Raw genomic sequence first — 18,004 nt, forward strand, 5'->3', positions numbered from 1 at the left:
CCATCTTCCCAGCCTGTACGCCACTAGAAATTTTCCGTCTAAAACGCGCGTGTTCTCTTGACATGCCCCGGCCCCTGCCTTACACTTTACAGTAGTAAAACGCGCGTGTGACCAGCGCGGAAAACAAGGGGGACATCACTACAATGCGTTATGCGATCGGCATTGATCTGGGCGGTACAAATATCGCCGCAGGCATCGTTACAGAGGACTATAAGCTGTTGGAAAAGGGCAGCGTTCCCACAAAGGCGCAGCGCCCGTGGCAGGAGGTCGCGGCCGATATGGCCCGCCTGGCGATGGAACTTGTGGAAAAGGCGGGCCTTTCCAGGGCCGACTGTGCGGGCATCGGCGTGGGCAGCCCGGGCATCTGCAACGGCGACACAGGCGAGGTCGTCTATTCCAACAACCTGTATTGGGACGACGTGCCCCTTTGCCCCACCCTGACGCGCCTGACGGGCCTGCCCTGCCGCCTGAGCAACGACGCCAACTGCGCTGCCCTGGGCGAGGTGGTCGCCGGCGCGGCCAAAGGCTGCAAAACAGCCGTACTGCTCACGCTGGGAACAGGCGTGGGCGGCGGCGTTGTCATCGACGGGAATATCTATGAGGGGCAGGCCAGCGCGGGCGCAGAGCTGGGCCACTGCACGCTCATCTCCGGGGGCGTGGAATGCACCTGTGGGCGCAGGGGCTGCATCGAAAGCTATGCCTCCGCCACGGCTCTCATCCGCCAGGCTTCAGAGGCTGCGGCCGCGCATCCTGAAAGCCTGCTGAACAAAGAACGCATCACCGCAAAATCCGTATATGACGCCATGCGCGCGGGCGACGATGCCGCAAAGGCCGTCGTGGCGCAGTACGAGGAATATCTCGGCGAGGCCATTGTGGACATGGTGAATATCTTTCGGCCTGAAATGCTGCTGCTGGGCGGCGGTATCTCCGGCGAAGGCAAAGCCCTGACGGACCCGATGAACGAATACGTGAAAGCCCATTGCTTCGGCGGTGACAAGAGCTTTGTCACACGTGTGGACACCGCCACGCTGGGCAACAAGGCGGGCATCATCGGCGCGGCTGCGCTGTGTCTTTCCGCCCCTGCCGCAATGCCGCTCAAGCTCGCGCCCGCGTTCAAGGACTACCTGTGGGGCGGCGAACGCCTGAAAAGCGAATACGGCAAGCATACCAGACTGTCGCCCCTGGCCGAAAGCTGGGAGCTGAGCTGCCACAAGGACGGCCCCAGCACCATTGTCAATGGGCCGGACGCCGGCCGGACGCTGGCGGAATATGCGGCCCGGCACCCCGCATGTGTGGGGACAAGGCATACAGACGGCGTGTTCCCCGTGCTCATCAAACTCATCGACGCGGCCAGGCCGCTCTCTGTGCAGGTGCATCCGGACGACGCCTACGCCCAGCGCGTGGAGGGCGAACCGGGCAAGACCGAGATGTGGTATGTGGTGGATGCACAGCCCGGCGCACAGCTCTATTACGGCTTCCAGCGGGAACTCACCCGTGAGGAGGCCGCCCGGCGCATCGCAGACGGCACGCTCACCGATGTACTGAACGCCGTGCCCGTAAAAGCGGGCGACGTATTTTTCATTGACGCCGGTACCGTGCACGCCATCGGCGCGGACATCCTTATCGCCGAGATCCAGCAGAATTCCAACACCACCTACCGCGTGTTCGATTACGGCCGTCTGGGCGCGGACGGAAAGCCCCGCGCACTGCACGTGGAAAAGGCCCTGGACGTGGCACGCCTGTGCCCGCCCGAGCGTCCGGCAGGCCCCATGGGGAAACCGGAACAGAACGGGGACTGCACTTCCACGCTGCTGGCCAAGTGCGGTTATTTCACCGCGCGCCTGCTGGACGTAGCGGGCAGCGCGCCGCTGTGCGCGGACGGCGAGAGCTTCCATTCCCTGCTGTGCCTGTCCGGCAGCGGCGCAGTCATTTGCGGCGGCGGGGCTGTGTCTTTTGCCAAGGGCGACAGCCTGTTCCTTCCCGCAGGCTTGGGCGCGTATACCATCGCGGGCCGCGCACAGCTTGTTTTGACAACCCTGTAATAAAGCGCCTTTTCACCCCGTATAAAACAATAACGCGCGGCTCCGTTTGCACAGGGCCGCGCGGCGGGTGTGGACCGCACGCAAAAGCCCCGCGCACAGCGGGGCTTTTTTCTCAAAACCGAACCGGGAGGAATCTGTAATGAGCAATAAAAAAAACATCGTGGGCGCGCAGGTCTCCAGTCTGCGCCCCTATCTGCAAACGCCCCAGGAGCTGCGCGCATCCCTGCAAAAGCTGGCGGACATGGGTTACCGCACGGTGCAGATGCAGTGGTGGAACCCGGAGTTCGAGCCGGAGCTTGTTGCCGCCGCCGTGCGGGACGCCGGGCTTACCTGCGTTTCCACGCAAGACCTCTACACAGCCGTACGGGATGATTTCGAGCGCACCGTGCGCTTGAACGTGCTGTGCGGCAGCACCTGCGTCTGCGTCAGCGGCATCCCCGCTCCGGTGCCGGACACTGCGAGCGTGCTTGCCTTTTCGGCGGAGCTGGCCGCCATGGCGGCGCGCATCGCGCCGCTGGGCATGACGCTGGCGTTTCATCCACGCGCGCGGGAATGGGCGCCCGCAGACACGGCCGAGCCGGGCCTTTCCTGCACGGAACTGCTTTTGGAGCACACGCCTCAAAACGTAACGCTCGGGCTGGACCTGTACCACTCCGGCAAAGCGGGTCTCGCGCCAGACGCACTGCTGCGCCGCTGGGCCGGGCGTGTGGAATTCGTGCACTTCAAGGATTATTGCATCGCCCCCGACGGCTCGGAAACGTTGGTGCCCGTGGGACAGGGCGTGACGGACTGGAGCGCCGCCGTGGACGCCTGCCGGGAAACCGGCGTGCGCTGGGCCTTTGCCGAGCAGGAGCGCTGGGAAAAGGACGCTTTCCTGTGTATGCGGGAGAGCCTGGACGCCATGCGCGCCTGGGGCTTTGAGCCGTGACGTCCTCCCACCTGGCTCGGACGTGAAAGGAGTTTTTTTCTGATGGATTTCTTTTTCTTCGGCGGTGGATTTGAAATTCTGTTCTCCCTCGCATTCTTCGCGGTTTTGGCCGTCATCCTTGTTACTGCGGTGCGCGGCCTGCTGCAATGGAACCAAAACAACCATTCCCCGCGCCTGACCGTGCCCGCCGTCGTGGCGGCGAAGCGCACCGCCACCACGCACTCCCACCACAATACAGGCGGCGCGGCGCACGTCACCTCCAGCACCACTTATTACGCCACGTTCCAGGTGGAAAGCGGCGACCGCATGGAACTGCGCCTTTCGGGCGCGGAATACGGCATGCTGGCCGAGGGCGACCGCGGCAGGCTCACCTTTCAGGGCACACGCTATCTTTCCTTTGAACGGGAATAAGGCGCCTGCCCTTTCTTTCCTCTATGGCACCCACAAAAGACGGGCTGCCGGCGTCTGCCGGCAGCCCGTCTTTTGTTGCCTTTTATCCGTCAGGCATTGTCCTTACTTTTGATGTACTCGTCAATGGCCTTGGCGGCGTGCTTGCCTGCTCCCATGGCCAGAATGACCGTGGCTGCGCCCGTCACGGCGTCGCCGCCCGCGTACACCGCGTTGCGCGTCGTCAGGCCGTCGTCGCCGTTGGTGATGATGCAGCCGTGGCTGTTTGTCTCCAGGCCCGGCGTCGTGCTGCGGATGAGCGGGTTCGGGCTGGTGCCGATGGACATGACCATGCAGTCCACCTCCAGCACAAATTCACTGCCTTCCTTCACGACCGGACGGCGGCGGCCGCTTGCGTCCGGCTCGCCCAGTTCCATCTCCACACAGCGCATGCCGCACACACTGCCGTCTGCGTCTCCCAGCACCTCCACCGGGTTCGAGAGGGTCTTGAAAATGATTCCCTCTTCCACCGCGTGCTCCACCTCTTCCTTACGGGCGGGCAGCTCGTTCATGCTGCGGCGGTACACGATGTACACATTTTCCGCGCCCAACCGCTTGGCGCAGCGCGCCGCGTCCATGGCCACGTTGCCGCCGCCCACAACAGCCACGTTCCTTGCATGCTGGATGGGCGTTTTCGCCCCCTCCCTGTACGCTTTCATCAGATTGATGCGCGTGAGGAACTCGTTGGCCGAGTACACGCCCTTCAGGCTCTCGCCCGGAATGCCCATGAACCGGGGCAGGCCCGCGCCCGAACCGATGAACACCGCCTCGTTGCCCATTTCGAACAGCTCGTCGATGGTGATCGTCTTGCCAATGACCACGTTGGTCTCGATGTCGACGCCCAGCTCCTTCAGGCCGTCGATCTCCTGGCGCACGATATCCTTGGGCAGGCGGAATTCCGGAATGCCGTACACCAGCACGCCGCCCGCGGTGTGCAGCGCCTCGTACACCGTCACCTTATAGCCCAGCTTTGCAAGGTCACCGGCCGCCGTCAGCCCGGACGGGCCGGAGCCGATGACCGCCACCCTGTGCCCGTTGGGCACGGGCATGGCGGGCTTTTCGGTGCTGTGCTCCCGATGCCAGTCGGCCACAAACCGCTCCAGACGGCCGATGCCCACGCTTTCCGTTTTGATGCCGCGAACACATTTGCCCTCGCACTGGTTCTCCTGCGGGCACACGCGGCCGCACACCGCCGGCAGCGCGCTGGACGCGCTGAGCACGGCGTACGCGCCCTCCATGTCCTCATCGGCCACCTTCGCAATAAAGGCGGGGATATCTATATTCACCGGGCAGCCGCTCACACAGGGCTTGTTTTTGCAGTTCAGGCAGCGCTTTGCTTCGTTCACAGCCATCTCATAGGTATAGCCCAGTGCCACTTCCTTGAAATTCTTATTGCGCACGTCCGGGTCCTGCACCGGCATAGGGCACTTTTTCGGGTCCATATTCGGCATGATCATTCGACCTCCTTTTTCAGCAGCTCGCACTCCGCCTCACGGGCGTGCGCCTCAAAGTCGCGGTACATTGTGCCGCGGTGCATCGCCTCGTCAAAGTCCACCTCGTGGCCGTCAAAATCCGGCCCGTCCACGCAGGCAAACTTTGTCTTGCCGCCTACGGTCAGGCGGCAGCCGCCGCACATGCCCGTTCCGTCGATCATGATCGGGTTCATGGACACCGTCGTTTTGATGCCGTATTTTTTCGTCAGCTGGCACACAAATTTCATCATCACCAGCGGCCCGATGGCAATTACCTCATCGTACTGGTTGCCCGCGTTGATGAGCGCCTCCAGCGCGTTCGTCACAAGGCCCTTTTCGCCCCAGCTGCCATCGTCGGACATCTTCACCACCTGGGCGGAGACAGCCTCGAACTCCTTCTCCAGGATCACCAGGTCCTTATTGCGGAAGCCCACCACGCTGTGCACCTCCGCGCCCAGCTCGTGCAGCTTCTTCGCCGTGGGATACGCGATGGCGCAGCCAACGCCGCCGCCCACCACGGCTACCTTTTTCAGCCCTTCCAGCTTGCTGGGTGTGCCAAGCGGACCCACAAAGTCCACAAGGCTGTCCCCTGCGTTCAGGGCGTTCAATTCCATCGTCGCCCCGCCCACGATCTGGAAGATGATCGTCACGGTGCCGGCCTTACGGTCATAATCCGCGATCGTCAGCGGCACCCGCTCGCCGTCCTCCGACGCACGGAAGATGATGAACTGTCCCGGCTCCGCTTTTTTCGCCACCAGCGGCGCTTCGATGACCATTTTTGTCACCGTCGGGTTCAGCGGCGTCTTTTCCAAAATCTTATACATACTTCACGCACTCCTCCTCATTCTGCCCTCGTGCGGACGCGCGGGGGAACCATTCAAGAAAGGCGCAGCCGCTGGCCGGCGGCTGCGCCATTGGGTATAGTATAGCATAAAACACAAACGGGAGTGTTCAAAATTTTATGCTTCCCATCAAATTGTGCGCTGCTACCAAAAATCGGCTCTTAGAAGTCGATTTCCTTGTCATAGTATACAGCGGTGAGCAGCTTTTCCATCTCCTCCTGCGTGGGGATACGGGGGTTGGAACCCGTACAGGCATCGGCAATGGCGTTCTTCGCGACCTCGGACAGCTTCTCGTTGAATTCCTTTTCGTCGATGATGCTCTGCTCCGCGATGACGCCGCCCTCGCCGTAATTTTGAATGGCGTACGGGATATTCAGCTCCTTGTTCATCTTGCGCAGCTCCGCGATCAGCGCGTCCACCAGCTCCTCAGTGGTGCTGCCCGGCAGGTCGATAAAGCGAGCGATCTCGGCATAACGCCCGGCCGCCTCGGCATTTCTGGCGTTAAATTTGATGACCTTGGGCAGGTACATGGCATTGGCCGCGCCGTGGATGATGTGGCCGCCGGAATATGCGGCGCCCGTTTTGTGCGCCATGGAGTGCACAATGCCCAGAAGCGCGTTGGAGAACGCCATGCCGGCCAGGCACTGCGCGTCGTGCATGGTATCGCGGGCAGCCATATCGCCGTCGTAGGATTTTTTCAGGTTCTCGTGGATGAGCTTGATGGCGTGCAGCGCCAGAGGATCGGTATAATTGCAATGCAGTGTGGACACATAGGCCTCAATGGCGTGTGTCATGGCGTCCATGCCGGTATGGGCCGTCAGCTTCGGGGGCATCTTCTCGGCCAGGTCCGGGTCCACAATGGCGATATCCGGTGTGATGTTGAAGTCCGCCAGAGGATACTTGATACCCTTCGCATAGTCGGTAATAACAGCGAAAGCGGTGACCTCGGTGGCAGTGCCGGACGTGGACGGAATGGCGCAGAACTTCGCCTTCGTGCGCAGCGTCGGGAAGCTGAACGGGGTGATCAGGTCCTCAAAGGTGACCTCGGGATATTCATAAAACGCCCACATGGCCTTCGCAGCATCGATGGGGGAACCGCCGCCCATGGCAACGATCCAGTCCGGCTCAAACTCACGCATGGCCGCCGCACCGCGCATCACAGTCTCAACAGAGGGGTCCGGCTCCACGTTTTCAAACAGGCGCACTTCCATGCCGGCCTGCTTCAGGTAGCCCTCTACCTTGTCCAGAAAGCCGAAGCGCTTCATGCTGCCGCCGCCAACAACGACGATGGCCTTTTTGCCTTTCAGGTTGGCCAGCTCCGCGATAGAGCCCTTGCCATGATACAGATCACGCGGTAATGTAAAACGCGCCATAACGAAAACCTCCAGTAAGTTTGATGGATTATGTTGTCCGGCGGCAACGCGCCGGGGTCCGGCTGTTGGGGCAGGAGCGCCGGCGCCGCCGTGCCCTTATCCCTTGTTAAAATTTTATCACTTTCTTTTCCCGCCGGGTAATGTATAATAGGAATGGTACCTATATCTATTTTCACATATCTGTTTCGGAGGTGCACGTCATGAACCTGCAGCAGCTGCGCTACGCCGTCGAGGTCGCCAAAACGGGGTCCATAACCGCCGCAGCCAAAAATCTGTATATGGGCCAGCCCAACCTGAGCAAGAGCATCCGGGAGCTGGAGGCGGAGCTTGGCATCACACTGTTCGAGCGCACGGCCCGCGGTGTGGCGCCCACCAAAAACGGCGAGGATTTTCTGGGCTATGCCCGCAGCATCATCGCGCAGATGGAAAGCCTGGAGACGATGTTCGGCCCCCATACCGAGACCGGAACGCAGCTCTCCGTCTGTGCGCCGCGTGCCAGCTATGTTGCGCAGGCGTTCAGCCGGTACCTTGGTGCGGAGGGGCGCGCCCCGCTGCAGGTGCAGTACCGCGAGACCAGCGCTGCCGCCGTTATCAGCGACGTCGCCTCCGGCACCGCCAATCTGGGCGTCGTGCGCTGGCAGGCGGAGCATGCGGCCACGCTGGACAACCTCCTGCGGGAAAACGCGCTCTCCGGTGAGGTGCTCTGGGAGTTCAGCATGGTGGTACTGCTGCACGAACGCCATCCCCTGGCCGCGCTGGGGGATATCCCCTACCACCTGCTGGGCGATTATCCCGAGATCGTCCACGGAGACCTTACGCCCGTCCTGCCCGCCGAACAGCCCGCGCAGGCGGCAGGCGGCAGGCAGGGCCGCATCGCCGTATTTGACCGCGGCGGCCAGTTTGACATTCTGCGGAATGTGCCGGGCAGCTATATGTGGGTGAGCCCCGTTCCCTTTGAGATCCTGGCCCAGCAGGAGCTGGTGCAGAAGCCCTGCCGCAGCGCCTCGCGCTACCGCGACGTGCTTGTGCGCCGCCGTCCCGGCGCGCTCAGCGCGGCGGAAGTTGCCTTCATCAACGAGCTCCGGCGCGAGATCGCAGGGCTGGTGCAGACATGATCTGTGCGCCCTCAAGCGTTCCATTCCGTGTTAAAAGTTTCCTTTTTGCAGCGTTTGCGCTTTTTTCGGTTGGCTCTTTTAAGGGAATACGCTGCATGCAATGGAATTGCAGAACGCGCGAAGCCTCGGCACAGACGGTACGTCAGGCGCTTCCCTGCACGTTTTTTGAGAGGCCCGCCCCGGCCGTTCCTGCGGCATTCCGCTGCCATACAATGCAAAAACCGCCCGGACGGTTTGCCGTCCGGGCGGTTTTTGCCATTCGGGCGCAATGCCTTACAGCAGCGTGTACAGCACAAGCCCCGCCGCGCCCGCGCCCGCCATCACAAGGATGGGGTCCTTTTTTCCAGCGCCGCAGCACGAACAGCGCGGCGGCAAACAGCAGCACGGCAATGAGGTCCACATCCGCGAGCCCTGCGGGCAGCGCGTCCGCACCGAAAAATGAAAGGTTCACCAGCGTCACGCCCGCGGAGGCGATCATCGCCACCACAGCCGGGCGCAGGCCCGCCAGCACCCCCTGCACCATGGAAAGGCCCCGGTAGCGGTAATATACATAAGCCAGCGTCAGCACAATAATGCAGGAGGGCAGGACACACCCCGCCGTGGCCACCAGCGCGCCGGGCAGCCCTCCCAACTGCAGGCCCACGAACGTGGCCGAATTGATGGCGATGGGGCCGGGCGTCATCTGCGAGATCGTAATGATATCGCTGAACTGCTCCAGCGTAAGCCAGGGATGCAGCTCCACCACCTGGTGCTGGATGAGCGGCATGGCGGCATAGCCGCCGCCGATGCTGAACAGCCCGATTTGAAAAAAGCTCCAGAACAGTTCCAGATGGATCATTGCGCGCGGCCTCCTTTCGAGGTGCGCTGCCTGCGCCACAGGTCAGCGGCGCCCACCGCGCCGCACACCAGGATAATGGCCACTACGTTCACACCGAAAAAGCGCGCCGCAGCAAACGCGCCCAACAGCATCACCACAGGCAGGACGCGCCTTTCCCCCAGAACGGAGCGCCCCATCGTCAGCACCACGTCGCAGATGACGGCGGCCACGCCGGCCTGCATCCCCCGCATGACCAGCGCGACGATGCGGTTATCCCGAAACGCAGTGTAAAAAAAAGAAATGATGGATAAAATGATGAGCGGCGGCAGCACAGTGCCCAGCACCGTGACCAGCGCCCCGGGCACGCCGGCCACGCGGTAGCCTACTAAGATGGATGCGTTCACTGCGATGGCTCCCGGCGAGGACTGTGCAATGGCCGTCAGATCCATCATCTCTTCCTCGTCGATCCAGTGCAGCTGCTCCACGAACTTTTTGCGCATCAGCGGGATGATGACGAATCCGCCCCCGAATGTGAACGCACTGAGCGTGAACGTAGAGGTGAACAGCGTCAGATAATCCTTCCTGCTGTGTTTTGGCTGTTGTTCCATACCTCGCTTCCCCCTTCCCTATCATCATACGCCTTGCAATTTAATAATAAAAATACTATTATATTATAAATATCATATTATTTTTGTTATAAGGAGATTTTGGCATGACGCTGCGGCACATCCGCATTTTTCTGGCCGTGTGCGAAAACGGCAACAACACCACCCGCGCGGCGCGGGCGCTGTACCTGGCGCAGCCGGCCGTAAGCCGCGCCGTGGCCGAGCTGGAGGAATATTACGGTGTGCGCCTGTTCGACCGTATCGGCCGCCGCCTGTATCTCACCGAGGCCGGGCGGCGCATGTGGGAATACGCGGTGCACATCTGCGGCCTGTTCGACGACCTGGAAAAGGGCCTGCGCGGCTGGGACGAACAGGGCGTGCTGCGCGTAGGAGCCAGCATTACCATCGGCTCCCAGTTCCTGCCCGGTTATGTGGACGCATTCCGCGCGGCACACCCCGGGGTGGATGTGCGCGTCTGGGTGGGGCCGTCGGAGCAGCTTGAGGAAAAGCTGCTGCACAACACGCTGGACGTCGCTCTGATGGAAGGGCCTGTCCACGGCAGTGCGCTGACAGCGGAGGAATATATGGCGGATACTCTGGCCGTCGTCTGCGCGCCGGGCCGTCCCTTTACGCAGGGCCAGACCGTGCCGCTGGACGCCTTCCGCGTCCAGCGCTTTCTGCTGCGCGAAAAAGGCAGCGGCACCCGCGAGCAATTCGACAGCGCGGCCGCGGCCGCGGGTTTCACGGTCGCGCCGGTATGGGAATCCACCAGCACGCTGGCGCTGGTGAATGCGGCCACCCGCGGCCTTGGCGTGGCGGTGCTGCCCCTGCGCATGGCAGCGGACGCGCTGGAAAAGGGACAGGTGGCGGTATTCCGCGTGGATGGGCTGGACCTTTCCCGCAAATTCCGCCTGGTGCACCACCGGGATAAATTTCTTACGGCGTCAGCGCGGGAATTCCTGGCACTGTGCCGCGCCCAGGGCGACGCTGCGCGGGAAAGGGTGTAAAAAGCCGCCGCGCGGCGTGGAGACATCCCGCCGCGCGGCGGCTTTGATGTATCTATATCCTGTTCTTTCAGTGGGCGCAATGCTCGTACCCGTGGGAAATCAGCCACGCGTTTTTTCTCTCCTCTATAATTTCATTCCGGCCGTTCAGGCTCTGGCCGCAGTTTGCCTTTACCCCGCAGTCCAAAGCTGCCAGATAATCCAGAATCTTCTCCTCCGTGATCTCTTCCGACGGGATATGCTCTGCCGCCCACCAAACCGGGTCCTTCTGTTCTGTCGGCTTGAAGGCAAGCGCCACGGAATAATATGCAAAGGGCTGGCCCGTTTCTTCGCAGACAGCCTTTGTTTTCAGCAGGTAGTCCGCCAATTCCGCATCTGCAGGAGCCGGCGCGCCAACCGCAGAAAAGCTTACGCTCAGCTCTATCGGAAGCGGAAGCCCGGCACGGTCGTATTCCTCGTCTGTCCGAAAGACCGGCGCGTCCGGGTCAAACAAAGGGCCTTCCTGCGTTGTGTAAAAGCCTGCATGAACTTCGGCTTCTCCCGTCAGCGCTCTCAGCCGCGCCGCCGTTGCGCCGCTTTCCAGCTCCGAGTTCAAAAGATTTTTGAACCGTTCGTAGGTGTTGCAACCCGAACGGACTGCTCCGCCTATTTGGCTGAACACTGCTCCATCGCTGAAATATGCCGGAAATTCAACATCCTCGCTTGCTTCTTTGCGAACCGTACACACATAATCCATGCCCGCCGATTTGTCCGCCCGGACGACCCACTGATAACGGGCAGGCCCGACAATGTAGCCTTCACCCGGATGGTAAGCCCTATAATGCGCGGTAATTTTCTGTTCTGTATACCAGGCGATCAGAGGATTCCCCGTCTTTCGCCATGTCCACCATACAAGTCCTCCCAAAAGGATCAGCGCCAACAGAAGCGCCAGCGCACGTGTTGTTTTCGTACGCGGAACGCGAGTCCTGCCTTTGTGCGTCTCGCCCGCTCTTTCGTCAATGCTTTTTGCCGTCTGCATATTTTTCCTCCTTCCTGTTTCCAAACGCAAAATGCAGCAGCCCCGCGATTGCACAGCCTATGGCCAGCGGCCCGGCAACCGCCAGCGCCATAGACGCATACAGCACCACTGAACCCCACTGCAGCGATTGCATGTTTGGGATAAAAAAATACAAAAGCACAAACGCCGCCGCTGCAGCCGGCACCAGCCAGCACCTGCGCCGCAGGACATAATAACACGCCGCGCCCACCAGCGGCAGCCACCATGTAAGATACACGTCGCCCGCGCGGGAGGTGAGCCACAGCGCGCCCAGCACGCCCACCAGCGCGAACAGCACGCTTTGCGCCAGCAGCCTCCAGCGCAGCCTGCGCAGTACCCGCGCATCATCCGGCATGCTGTGCTCGGGCGGCGTTTCGCTTTCCAGCATCGTGCGGCAGCCACCGCAACGCTCCGTATGCGCGCGTACCAGCGCTTCGCTGTCCGCGCTGGCCACGCCGTCCCGTACCAGCGGCATCAGGTCCCGGCATACCTCGCAGGAAATGTCAAAGCGTATCCCTCGCTCTGTTTGTGTTTTCATAGCTCTGCCCCCTCCTTCTGCAATTGCTCCCGCAGCCAGTGGCGCGTGCGAAAATCCAACGTGCGGGCCGCGCTTTCGCTGACGCCGCACCTCTGTGCGATCTCCGCGAACGAATATCCCTGCGCCCGCAGCCAAAGCACCTCTCCGGCGGGCGGGCGGCGCGTTTGCAGCAGTTCCTTTGCCCGCGCGGCCAGCGCCCGGGCGTCCACCTGCGTTTCAAACGGAGGCGCGCCCGGGCCGCCCTCCTCCACATACCGGGCCAAAAGCTCATCGCCGGAAAGTACATGCCGTTTGCGCCGCAGCCCGTCGATCCAAACATGCCGTGCAATGCTGAACAGCCAGGTGCGCACACATGCGCCCTTCCGAAAGCCGCTCAGCCCTGTGAGCGCCCGCAGGAACGTCTCGCTCAGCAGGTCCTCCGCAAGGGCGGCGTCCCGCGTCAGGCTGCACAGGTAACGGTACACATCCTGCCGGCACTGGGTATAGATCTGTTCGATCTCCTGCATCGGGACGCCTCCTTTCAGCATGTTAGACGCACGCGCAGACATTTTGTTTCAGCTTTCGGAAAACTTTTTGCCTCCTTGCAAAACAAAACGCGGCGCAGAGCAAAAAATGCTCTGCGCCGCGTTTCATCCCAACAGGCCGCGAGCCGTTCAGCGGATGGCCGCGAAGCCTTTTTTCAGATCGTCCAGAATATCGTCGATGTGCTCCAGCCCCACGGACAGGCGGATAAGCCCCGGCGTGATGCCCGCGGCCACAAGCTGTTCGTCGGTGAGCTGGCGGTGGGTGCTGCTGGCCGGATGCAGCACGCAGGTGCAGATGTCGGCTACATGCACCACCTTGTTGGCCAGGGACAGGCTGTCCATGAACTTGACGGCCACCTCGCGCCCGCCGCGAATGGAGAACGAGATCACCCCGCTGCACCCGTCGGGCAGGTATTTTTTTGCGGCTGCGGCATAAGGGCTGCCGGACAGCGCGGGATAATTGACAAACTCCACCTCCGGCTGCCTTGCCAGGAAGGCAGCGGCCTGTTCCGCGTTGCGGCAGTAACGCTCCATGCGCACGGCCAGCGTCTCCAGCCCAAGGTTCAGCAGAAACGCATCCTGCGCGGAGGGGTACATACCGAAATCGCGCATCAGCTGCACCCGCGCCTTGGTGATATACGCAGCCCTGCCGAAATCCCTGGTATAGGTCACGCCGTGATAGCTCTCGTCCGGCGTGCACAGCTCGCCGAATTTTCCGTTTTCCCAGTTGAAATTGCCGGAATCCACGATCACGCCGCCCACCTGGATGGCATGGCCGTCCATGTACTTCGTGGTGGAGTGCACCACGATATCCGCGCCCCACTCGATGGGACGGCACAGCACAGGCGTGGCAAAGGTGTTGTCCACAAGAAACGGCACGCCGTTTCTGTGGGCGGTGCGCGCGAATTTTTCAAGGTCCAGCACAGCGATGGCAGGGTTGGCGATGGTCTCGCCGAACAACGCCTTTGTGTTGGGGCGGAACGCCTTTTCGATCTCCTCCTCCTGCGCGTCCGCGTCCACGAAGGTACATTCGATGCCGAACTTCTTCAGCGTGACCGCAAACAGGTTCACCGTACCGCCGTAAATGGTGGAGGCGGCGACAAAATGGTCGCCCGCGGTGCAGATGTTCAGAACCGCAAGCAGACTGGCCGCCTGTCCGCTGGTGGTGCACAGCGCGCCCACGCCGCCCTCCAGCGCCGCGATTTTCTGTTCCACCGCCGCGACGGTGGGGTTGGAGATGCGGGAATACATGTGGCCGTCCGCCGAAAGGTCGAACAGCTGGCCGATGTGCTCGGTGGAATCATAGGTGTAGGTGGTGCTCTGGTAGATCGGCAGGGCCTTCGGCTCGCCGTTGCCGGGCTTGTAGCCCTCATGCAGGCATTTTGTTTCGATGTGCATGGTGTTTTTCTTCCCCTCTCACGAATACTTTTTCACGATGGACGCCATTTCGTCCCAAACGTTTTCCATGTCCGCCACCAGCTTGAACTGGGTGCGGCAGCGCTCCAGGTTCTGGCGCGCCCGGCTCACCTTGAAGTAGGTATCGCCCTGCAGATAGTCCGTCAGAAAACGGATGCCGCACTCCAGCGTCATCAGCTTGGCGCCCCAGGGCAGGTACTCTTTTTCCGTGTCCGTCAGCGCGACGCCCGCGGCCTCCAGATAACCGCGGGTATACAGCTCAAACAGGTACAGGTCAAAATGCACCTTGGAAACGTCCGGCTCGTCCTCAGCTGCCGTGGACGCGCCGAAGCGGATGGAATCGCCGTAATCGTTCAGCGCAAGCCCCGGCATGATGGTGTCGAGGTCGATGACGCACAGCGCCTCGCCGGTGTGGGCATCAAACAAAATATTGTTCAGCTTCGTGTCGTTGTGCGTCACACGCAGCGGCAGCTTTCCCGCGTCCAGCAAGTCCATCAGCACCGCGCAGTCCGCCCTGCGCCGCTGCACAAAGGCAATCTCCTCCCGGCAGGTCCGCGCGCGGTTCTTCACGTCGCGCTCCAGCGCCTTGTCAAAGTCTGCAAGACGCTTGCGGGTATCATGGAATTTCTCGATGGTCTCGTGCAGCGTCCCGGCCGGATAATCCTCCAGCGCGCGCAAAAAGCCGCCGAAGCTCTTGGCCGAATGGTAGAAGTCCATCGGGTCCGTCACGCTTTCGATGCACACGGAATCCGGAATATAGTTATAGCAGCGCCACGCGCTTCCCACCGCGTCCTCAAAATAGTTGTCGCCTGTTTTCGTCTTGATATAATTCAGCGTCTCGCGGTCCGCGTCGCCGCCGCGCGCCAGTATCTTTCGGCGCAGGTATTCCGTCACGCCGAAAATATTCTCCATGACGGCGCGCGGGTCCTTAAACACACCCGTGTTGATGCGCTGGATGACATAGCGCAGCTCGTCGCCGCCCTGCGCCGCCATGTACACGGCATAGGTGTCGTTGATGTGTCCCGCGCCGAAGGGCTTTACATAGCTGGCCGTCTCGCCCAGCTTGAAAGCGAACAGCGCGTCCTCCAGGTTGTGGTCCTCCACCCCGTCAATGTGCCGGCGGGTGGAATACAGCACGGTGGCCGCCTCGGTGCGCGCGCACGGCTCCATGTGGCACCAGGCCTTGATGGTGGCGTGCAGATTGACGTGCACGCCGTCTTCCAGGACGTTATCGTGGTCCACCAGCGCGCCGCTGTTTACAAGGCATGCCGCGCCCAGCACAGTATTGGTGTTGATGATGGCCCCGTGCAGCACAAGGCAGCCCGGCCCAAGCACCGCGGACGGGCTGACGATGGCTGTGGGATGCACCACGCTGGGCACACGGTAACCCGCGTCCAGCAGGCGACGCGTCCACGCCAGGCGCAGGCGGTTGTCGCCAAACGCCGCCACGGCCTCAGGGTATTCACCCGTGAGCGAAGTGTAGTCCATGCATTTGCCTGCAACGTCCGCGCCGCGGACGGCGTCGTCCAGAAACGCCACGCCGTCCCAGTTCCCTGCGGCGCGCGCCACTTCCCCCACCATCTGGCCAAGGCCGCCGGCGCCCAAGATCAAAAGTTTAGACATGCTGTCCCCCCAATGGTAAAAATGCCGCGCCCCGTTCGAGCACGGTGCCGGATTCTATCTTCATCTGCGCGGGCACGGTGTTGCCGGCCTTGACAATGGCCCCGGGCGCAAGGTGGGCGCACGCGCCGACCACACAGTCGTGGTCCGCGATCGCCCCCATGTTCACGATGGCCCCCTGCTCCACGACAGCACACGCTCCCACAGCGGCCAGCGCCAGCACCACAGCCCCGGGACGGATATCCGCCGTGGGGCTGACATAGGCTCTCGGATGCACCAGCGCCGGCAGGCTGTAGCCCGCCGCGGCCAGTTTTTCCAGCCAGGCGGCGCGCAGCGCGTTGGCGCCAAAGGCCGGATACGCCCAGCGGAATTTCCCCGCAAAGCGTATATAGTCCGTACACGGGCCGAGGATATCCGTTCCCGTGCATCCGTCGTCCAGGAACGCCACACGCCCGAAAACGCCCATAGCCCGCGCTGTTTCAGCCGCCGTGCGGCCGTAGCCACCCGCGCCGAGGATGATCAGGTTTTCCATCCGCAGCCTCCCATACCGCCTCCGCACCGCGCGGCCGGAGGCATTCACATTCTTGTATATGATAGAATATCATACCATATTTATACTAAAAAAAACAGACCGCTTCTTCAAAACCTTTCGCAGCCCCCTCCCGGAAAACTCCGCAGGGGCAGCAGACGAAGCGCCGCTGCGGAGCTGCGGCTCCCCGTGCATTGCACCCTCGTGGGGCGACGCAAAATGCTTCGGCGGGGGCAAAACCCACGAAATTCGTATACTTACACAACTTTGCGCGGGACAGAGGGCAAAAATTTGGCGGCGCGGCAAGGATTTTTTTGGCAAAAGCTCTTTGAAAAATGCGCATTTCTGTTATAATAGCTCTAAAGTGCCGCTTTGCGGCGGGCCTGCCCGGCAGACCCTGAAAGCGCGCTGCGCTTTCCTTTCGGCTTTTGTAACATGCAAAACCATGACGCGCATGGTTTTGTTGTGGCCGCTTCGCGGCGACATCATGTTATAATCGCTCTAAAGTGCCGCTTTGCGGCGGCGGGCTGCTGTATTGCGGCCCGCTTTTCCGGCCCGCGCCCGGGCCAATCGGTTTTAATGAGGAGAGGAAAATGGGAGAAACAATTCTGGAACTGCAAAACATCGCAAAGCATTTCGGTGATACCGACGTGCTGAACGGTATCAGCATCTCAATCGGCAAAGGCGAATTCATCACGCTGCTCGGCCCTTCGGGCTGCGGCAAAACCACGACGCTGCGCATCATTGCCGGGCTGGAAACGCCCGACGAGGGCCGCGTCATTCTGAACGGGCAGGACGTGACGGACTCCGAACCCAACAAACGCGACGTGAACACCGTGTTCCAGAATTACGCCCTGTTCCCGCACATGACAGTGGCCGCGAACATCGGCTACAGTCTGAAGCTGAAAAAACGTCCCAAGGACGAGATAAAAAAAGCCGTGGACGACGCGCTGGCCCTTGTGCAGCTCTCCGGCTACGGCAAGCGCATGCCTGCGGAGCTTTCCGGCGGGCAGCGTCAGCGTGTCGCCATTGCCCGCGCCGTGGTGAACCGTCCCAGCGTGCTGCTGCTGGACGAACCCCTCGGCGCGCTGGACCTGCAGCTGCGCCGCCAAATGCAGCTGGAGCTGAAGGCTTTGCAAAAACAACTGGGCATCACGTTCATCTACATCACCCACGATCAGGAGGAAGCCCTTAATATGTCGGACCGCATCGCCGTGATGAAAGACGGCCGGTTCGAACAGCTCGGTACTCCGGCGGAGGTGTATGACAGCCCGCGCACCAGCTATGTGGCGCGCTTTGTGGGCACCGCCAATGTGCTGACGGGCACGGTTGAGGCTGTGGAGGACGACGTGCTGAAGGTAGCCTGCGCAGGCGGCTGCGCGGGCGCGCTGCGCCGCGGATATTCCTTTGCCCCCGGTGCGCCCATCACACTGGCCGTGCGCAGCGAGCACGTGGAATTCACAAAGGACCCCGCTGCCTGCGGTATCGCGGCCGTTATCCGGGAAAAGACGTTTGCCGGCGGCATGCTGCGCATCGCACTGGAGCTTTCCGACGGCACGACGCTCATCGCCAGCCGCCACGGCATTGATATGGATGTGCAGACGGGCGACGCGGTGCGCGTGACCTGGGCGCCGGCCAGCGCCGTGCCCGTGGACGTGGAGGCGGAAGAAGCGAAATGAAAGCAGCCTCCACCCCT

At 61.7% G+C, this 18,004-nt stretch carries 17 protein-coding genes; 6 read left to right on the forward strand and 11 right to left on the reverse strand.

Annotated elements, in window-relative coordinates; all coding sequences use genetic code 11:
- Positions 1-143 precede the first annotated feature (143 nt).
- The 3 genes from TQ39_RS20290 to TQ39_RS10065 all read left to right on the forward strand — a co-directional run bounded on the left by TQ39_RS20290 (position 144) and on the right by TQ39_RS10065 (position 3,381).
- Positions 144-2,042 carry a type I phosphomannose isomerase catalytic subunit gene (locus TQ39_RS20290; protein ID WP_082052199.1) on the forward strand — a complete coding sequence of 633 codons (1,899 nt, stop codon included), beginning with the start codon at positions 144-146 and terminating at the stop codon, positions 2,040-2,042.
- A gap of 139 nt (positions 2,043-2,181) precedes the next feature.
- Positions 2,182-2,970 (forward strand): sugar phosphate isomerase/epimerase family protein, encoded by a 789-nt coding sequence (locus tag TQ39_RS10060; protein ID WP_050005439.1) that lies wholly within the window; start codon positions 2,182-2,184, stop codon positions 2,968-2,970.
- A gap of 42 nt (positions 2,971-3,012) precedes the next feature.
- A complete protein-coding gene (locus TQ39_RS10065; RefSeq protein WP_050005440.1) occupies positions 3,013-3,381 on the forward strand; it encodes a DUF2500 domain-containing protein in 369 nt (122 codons plus the stop codon).
- A gap of 89 nt (positions 3,382-3,470) precedes the next feature.
- Here TQ39_RS10065 and gltA read toward each other — a convergent pair whose 3' ends face one another.
- From gltA to TQ39_RS10080, 3 genes are all read right to left on the reverse strand, one after another.
- Positions 3,471-4,868: an NADPH-dependent glutamate synthase gene (gltA, locus tag TQ39_RS10070; protein ID WP_009324485.1), complete on the reverse strand. Its 1,398-nt coding sequence runs from the start codon at positions 4,866-4,868 to the stop codon at positions 3,471-3,473.
- A gap of 2 nt (positions 4,869-4,870) precedes the next feature.
- On the reverse strand, positions 4,871-5,713 hold the full coding sequence (locus TQ39_RS10075; RefSeq protein ID WP_009324486.1) for a sulfide/dihydroorotate dehydrogenase-like FAD/NAD-binding protein: 843 nt from the start codon (positions 5,711-5,713) through the stop codon (positions 4,871-4,873).
- A 179-nt stretch (positions 5,714-5,892) separates the two neighbouring features.
- Positions 5,893-7,104 carry an iron-containing alcohol dehydrogenase gene (locus tag TQ39_RS10080; RefSeq protein WP_009324487.1) on the reverse strand — a complete coding sequence of 404 codons (1,212 nt, stop codon included), beginning with the start codon at positions 7,102-7,104 and terminating at the stop codon, positions 5,893-5,895.
- Positions 7,105-7,304: 200 nt separating this feature from the next.
- On the opposite strand from TQ39_RS10080, the gene TQ39_RS10085 reads away from it, so the two are divergent.
- Complete coding sequence (locus tag TQ39_RS10085; protein ID WP_009324488.1) at positions 7,305-8,219, forward strand: LysR family transcriptional regulator; 915 nt, start codon at positions 7,305-7,307, stop codon at positions 8,217-8,219.
- Between the two features lie 142 nt (positions 8,220-8,361).
- Here TQ39_RS10085 and TQ39_RS10090 read toward each other — a convergent pair whose 3' ends face one another.
- Positions 8,362-9,057, reverse strand: a complete 696-nt coding sequence (locus TQ39_RS10090) for a chromate transporter (protein ID WP_420865183.1) — start codon at positions 9,055-9,057, stop codon at positions 8,362-8,364.
- Positions 9,054-9,644 carry a chromate transporter gene (locus TQ39_RS10095; protein ID WP_009324492.1) on the reverse strand — a complete coding sequence of 197 codons (591 nt, stop codon included), beginning with the start codon at positions 9,642-9,644 and terminating at the stop codon, positions 9,054-9,056. The genes TQ39_RS10090 and TQ39_RS10095 overlap by 4 nt, the downstream gene beginning before the upstream one ends.
- 104 nt (positions 9,645-9,748) lie before the next feature.
- Here TQ39_RS10095 and TQ39_RS10100 point away from each other — a divergent pair, with 104 nt between their 5' ends.
- Complete coding sequence (locus TQ39_RS10100; RefSeq protein WP_069955732.1) at positions 9,749-10,648, forward strand: LysR family transcriptional regulator; 900 nt, start codon at positions 9,749-9,751, stop codon at positions 10,646-10,648.
- Positions 10,649-10,715: 67 nt separating this feature from the next.
- Here the strand turns inward: TQ39_RS10100 and TQ39_RS10105 are convergent, their stop codons facing one another.
- The 6 genes from TQ39_RS10105 to TQ39_RS10130 all read right to left on the reverse strand — a co-directional run bounded on the left by TQ39_RS10105 (position 10,716) and on the right by TQ39_RS10130 (position 16,311).
- A complete protein-coding gene (locus TQ39_RS10105) occupies positions 10,716-11,663 on the reverse strand; it encodes a hypothetical protein (protein ID WP_050005441.1) in 948 nt (315 codons plus the stop codon).
- Positions 11,641-12,219, reverse strand: a complete 579-nt coding sequence (locus TQ39_RS10110) for a zf-HC2 domain-containing protein (RefSeq protein ID WP_050005442.1) — start codon at positions 12,217-12,219, stop codon at positions 11,641-11,643. Before TQ39_RS10110 ends, TQ39_RS10105 begins: the two co-directional genes overlap by 23 nt.
- Positions 12,216-12,725, reverse strand: a complete 510-nt coding sequence (locus tag TQ39_RS10115; RefSeq protein ID WP_050005443.1) for an RNA polymerase sigma factor — start codon at positions 12,723-12,725, stop codon at positions 12,216-12,218. Before TQ39_RS10115 ends, TQ39_RS10110 begins: the two co-directional genes overlap by 4 nt.
- Before the next feature lie 147 nt (positions 12,726-12,872).
- Positions 12,873-14,141: an O-acetylhomoserine aminocarboxypropyltransferase/cysteine synthase family protein gene (locus tag TQ39_RS10120; protein WP_050005444.1), complete on the reverse strand. Its 1,269-nt coding sequence runs from the start codon at positions 14,139-14,141 to the stop codon at positions 12,873-12,875.
- 18 nt (positions 14,142-14,159) lie between these two features.
- Positions 14,160-15,782, reverse strand: a complete 1,623-nt coding sequence (locus tag TQ39_RS10125; RefSeq protein ID WP_050005445.1) for a phosphotransferase — start codon at positions 15,780-15,782, stop codon at positions 14,160-14,162.
- Positions 15,775-16,311, reverse strand: coding sequence for a PglD-related sugar-binding protein (locus TQ39_RS10130; protein WP_050005446.1), 537 nt, complete (start codon positions 16,309-16,311; stop codon positions 15,775-15,777). The genes TQ39_RS10125 and TQ39_RS10130 overlap by 8 nt, the downstream gene beginning before the upstream one ends.
- Positions 16,312-16,901: 590 nt before the next feature.
- On the opposite strand from TQ39_RS10130, the gene TQ39_RS10140 reads away from it, so the two are divergent.
- Positions 16,902-17,987, forward strand: a complete 1,086-nt coding sequence (locus tag TQ39_RS10140; RefSeq protein WP_009324502.1) for an ABC transporter ATP-binding protein — start codon at positions 16,902-16,904, stop codon at positions 17,985-17,987.
- Positions 17,988-18,004 lie beyond the last annotated feature (17 nt).

The sequence above is a fragment of the Ruthenibacterium lactatiformans genome (genome assembly GCF_000949455.1).
GTDB classification, from domain to species: domain Bacteria; phylum Bacillota; class Clostridia; order Oscillospirales; family Ruminococcaceae; genus Ruthenibacterium; species Ruthenibacterium lactatiformans.

Bases quoted from the DNA above. Each gene is read 5' to 3' on its own strand.
- TQ39_RS10140 (WP_009324502.1), top strand. From the start codon at position 16,902: ATGGGAGAAACAATTCTGGAACTGCAAAACATCGCAAAGCATTTCGGT.
- TQ39_RS10130 (WP_050005446.1), bottom strand. From the start codon at position 16,311: ATGGAAAACCTGATCATCCTCGGCGCGGGTGGCTACGGCCGCACGGCG.
- TQ39_RS10090 (WP_420865183.1), bottom strand. From the start codon at position 9,057: ATGATCCATCTGGAACTGTTCTGGAGCTTTTTTCAAATCGGGCTGTTC.
- TQ39_RS10100 (WP_069955732.1), top strand. From the start codon at position 9,749: ATGACGCTGCGGCACATCCGCATTTTTCTGGCCGTGTGCGAAAACGGC.
- TQ39_RS10120 (WP_050005444.1), bottom strand. From the start codon at position 14,141: ATGCACATCGAAACAAAATGCCTGCATGAGGGCTACAAGCCCGGCAAC.
- TQ39_RS10115 (WP_050005443.1), bottom strand. From the start codon at position 12,725: ATGCAGGAGATCGAACAGATCTATACCCAGTGCCGGCAGGATGTGTAC.
- TQ39_RS10060 (WP_050005439.1), top strand. From the start codon at position 2,182: ATGAGCAATAAAAAAAACATCGTGGGCGCGCAGGTCTCCAGTCTGCGC.
- gltA (WP_009324485.1), bottom strand. From the start codon at position 4,868: ATGCCGAATATGGACCCGAAAAAGTGCCCTATGCCGGTGCAGGACCCG.
- TQ39_RS20290 (WP_082052199.1), top strand. From the start codon at position 144: ATGCGTTATGCGATCGGCATTGATCTGGGCGGTACAAATATCGCCGCA.
- TQ39_RS10105 (WP_050005441.1), bottom strand. From the start codon at position 11,663: ATGCAGACGGCAAAAAGCATTGACGAAAGAGCGGGCGAGACGCACAAA.
- TQ39_RS10095 (WP_009324492.1), bottom strand. From the start codon at position 9,644: ATGGAACAACAGCCAAAACACAGCAGGAAGGATTATCTGACGCTGTTC.
- TQ39_RS10075 (WP_009324486.1), bottom strand. From the start codon at position 5,713: ATGTATAAGATTTTGGAAAAGACGCCGCTGAACCCGACGGTGACAAAA.
- TQ39_RS10065 (WP_050005440.1), top strand. From the start codon at position 3,013: ATGGATTTCTTTTTCTTCGGCGGTGGATTTGAAATTCTGTTCTCCCTC.
- TQ39_RS10080 (WP_009324487.1), bottom strand. From the start codon at position 7,104: ATGGCGCGTTTTACATTACCGCGTGATCTGTATCATGGCAAGGGCTCT.
- TQ39_RS10110 (WP_050005442.1), bottom strand. From the start codon at position 12,219: ATGAAAACACAAACAGAGCGAGGGATACGCTTTGACATTTCCTGCGAG.
- TQ39_RS10085 (WP_009324488.1), top strand. From the start codon at position 7,305: ATGAACCTGCAGCAGCTGCGCTACGCCGTCGAGGTCGCCAAAACGGGG.
- TQ39_RS10125 (WP_050005445.1), bottom strand. From the start codon at position 15,782: ATGTCTAAACTTTTGATCTTGGGCGCCGGCGGCCTTGGCCAGATGGTG.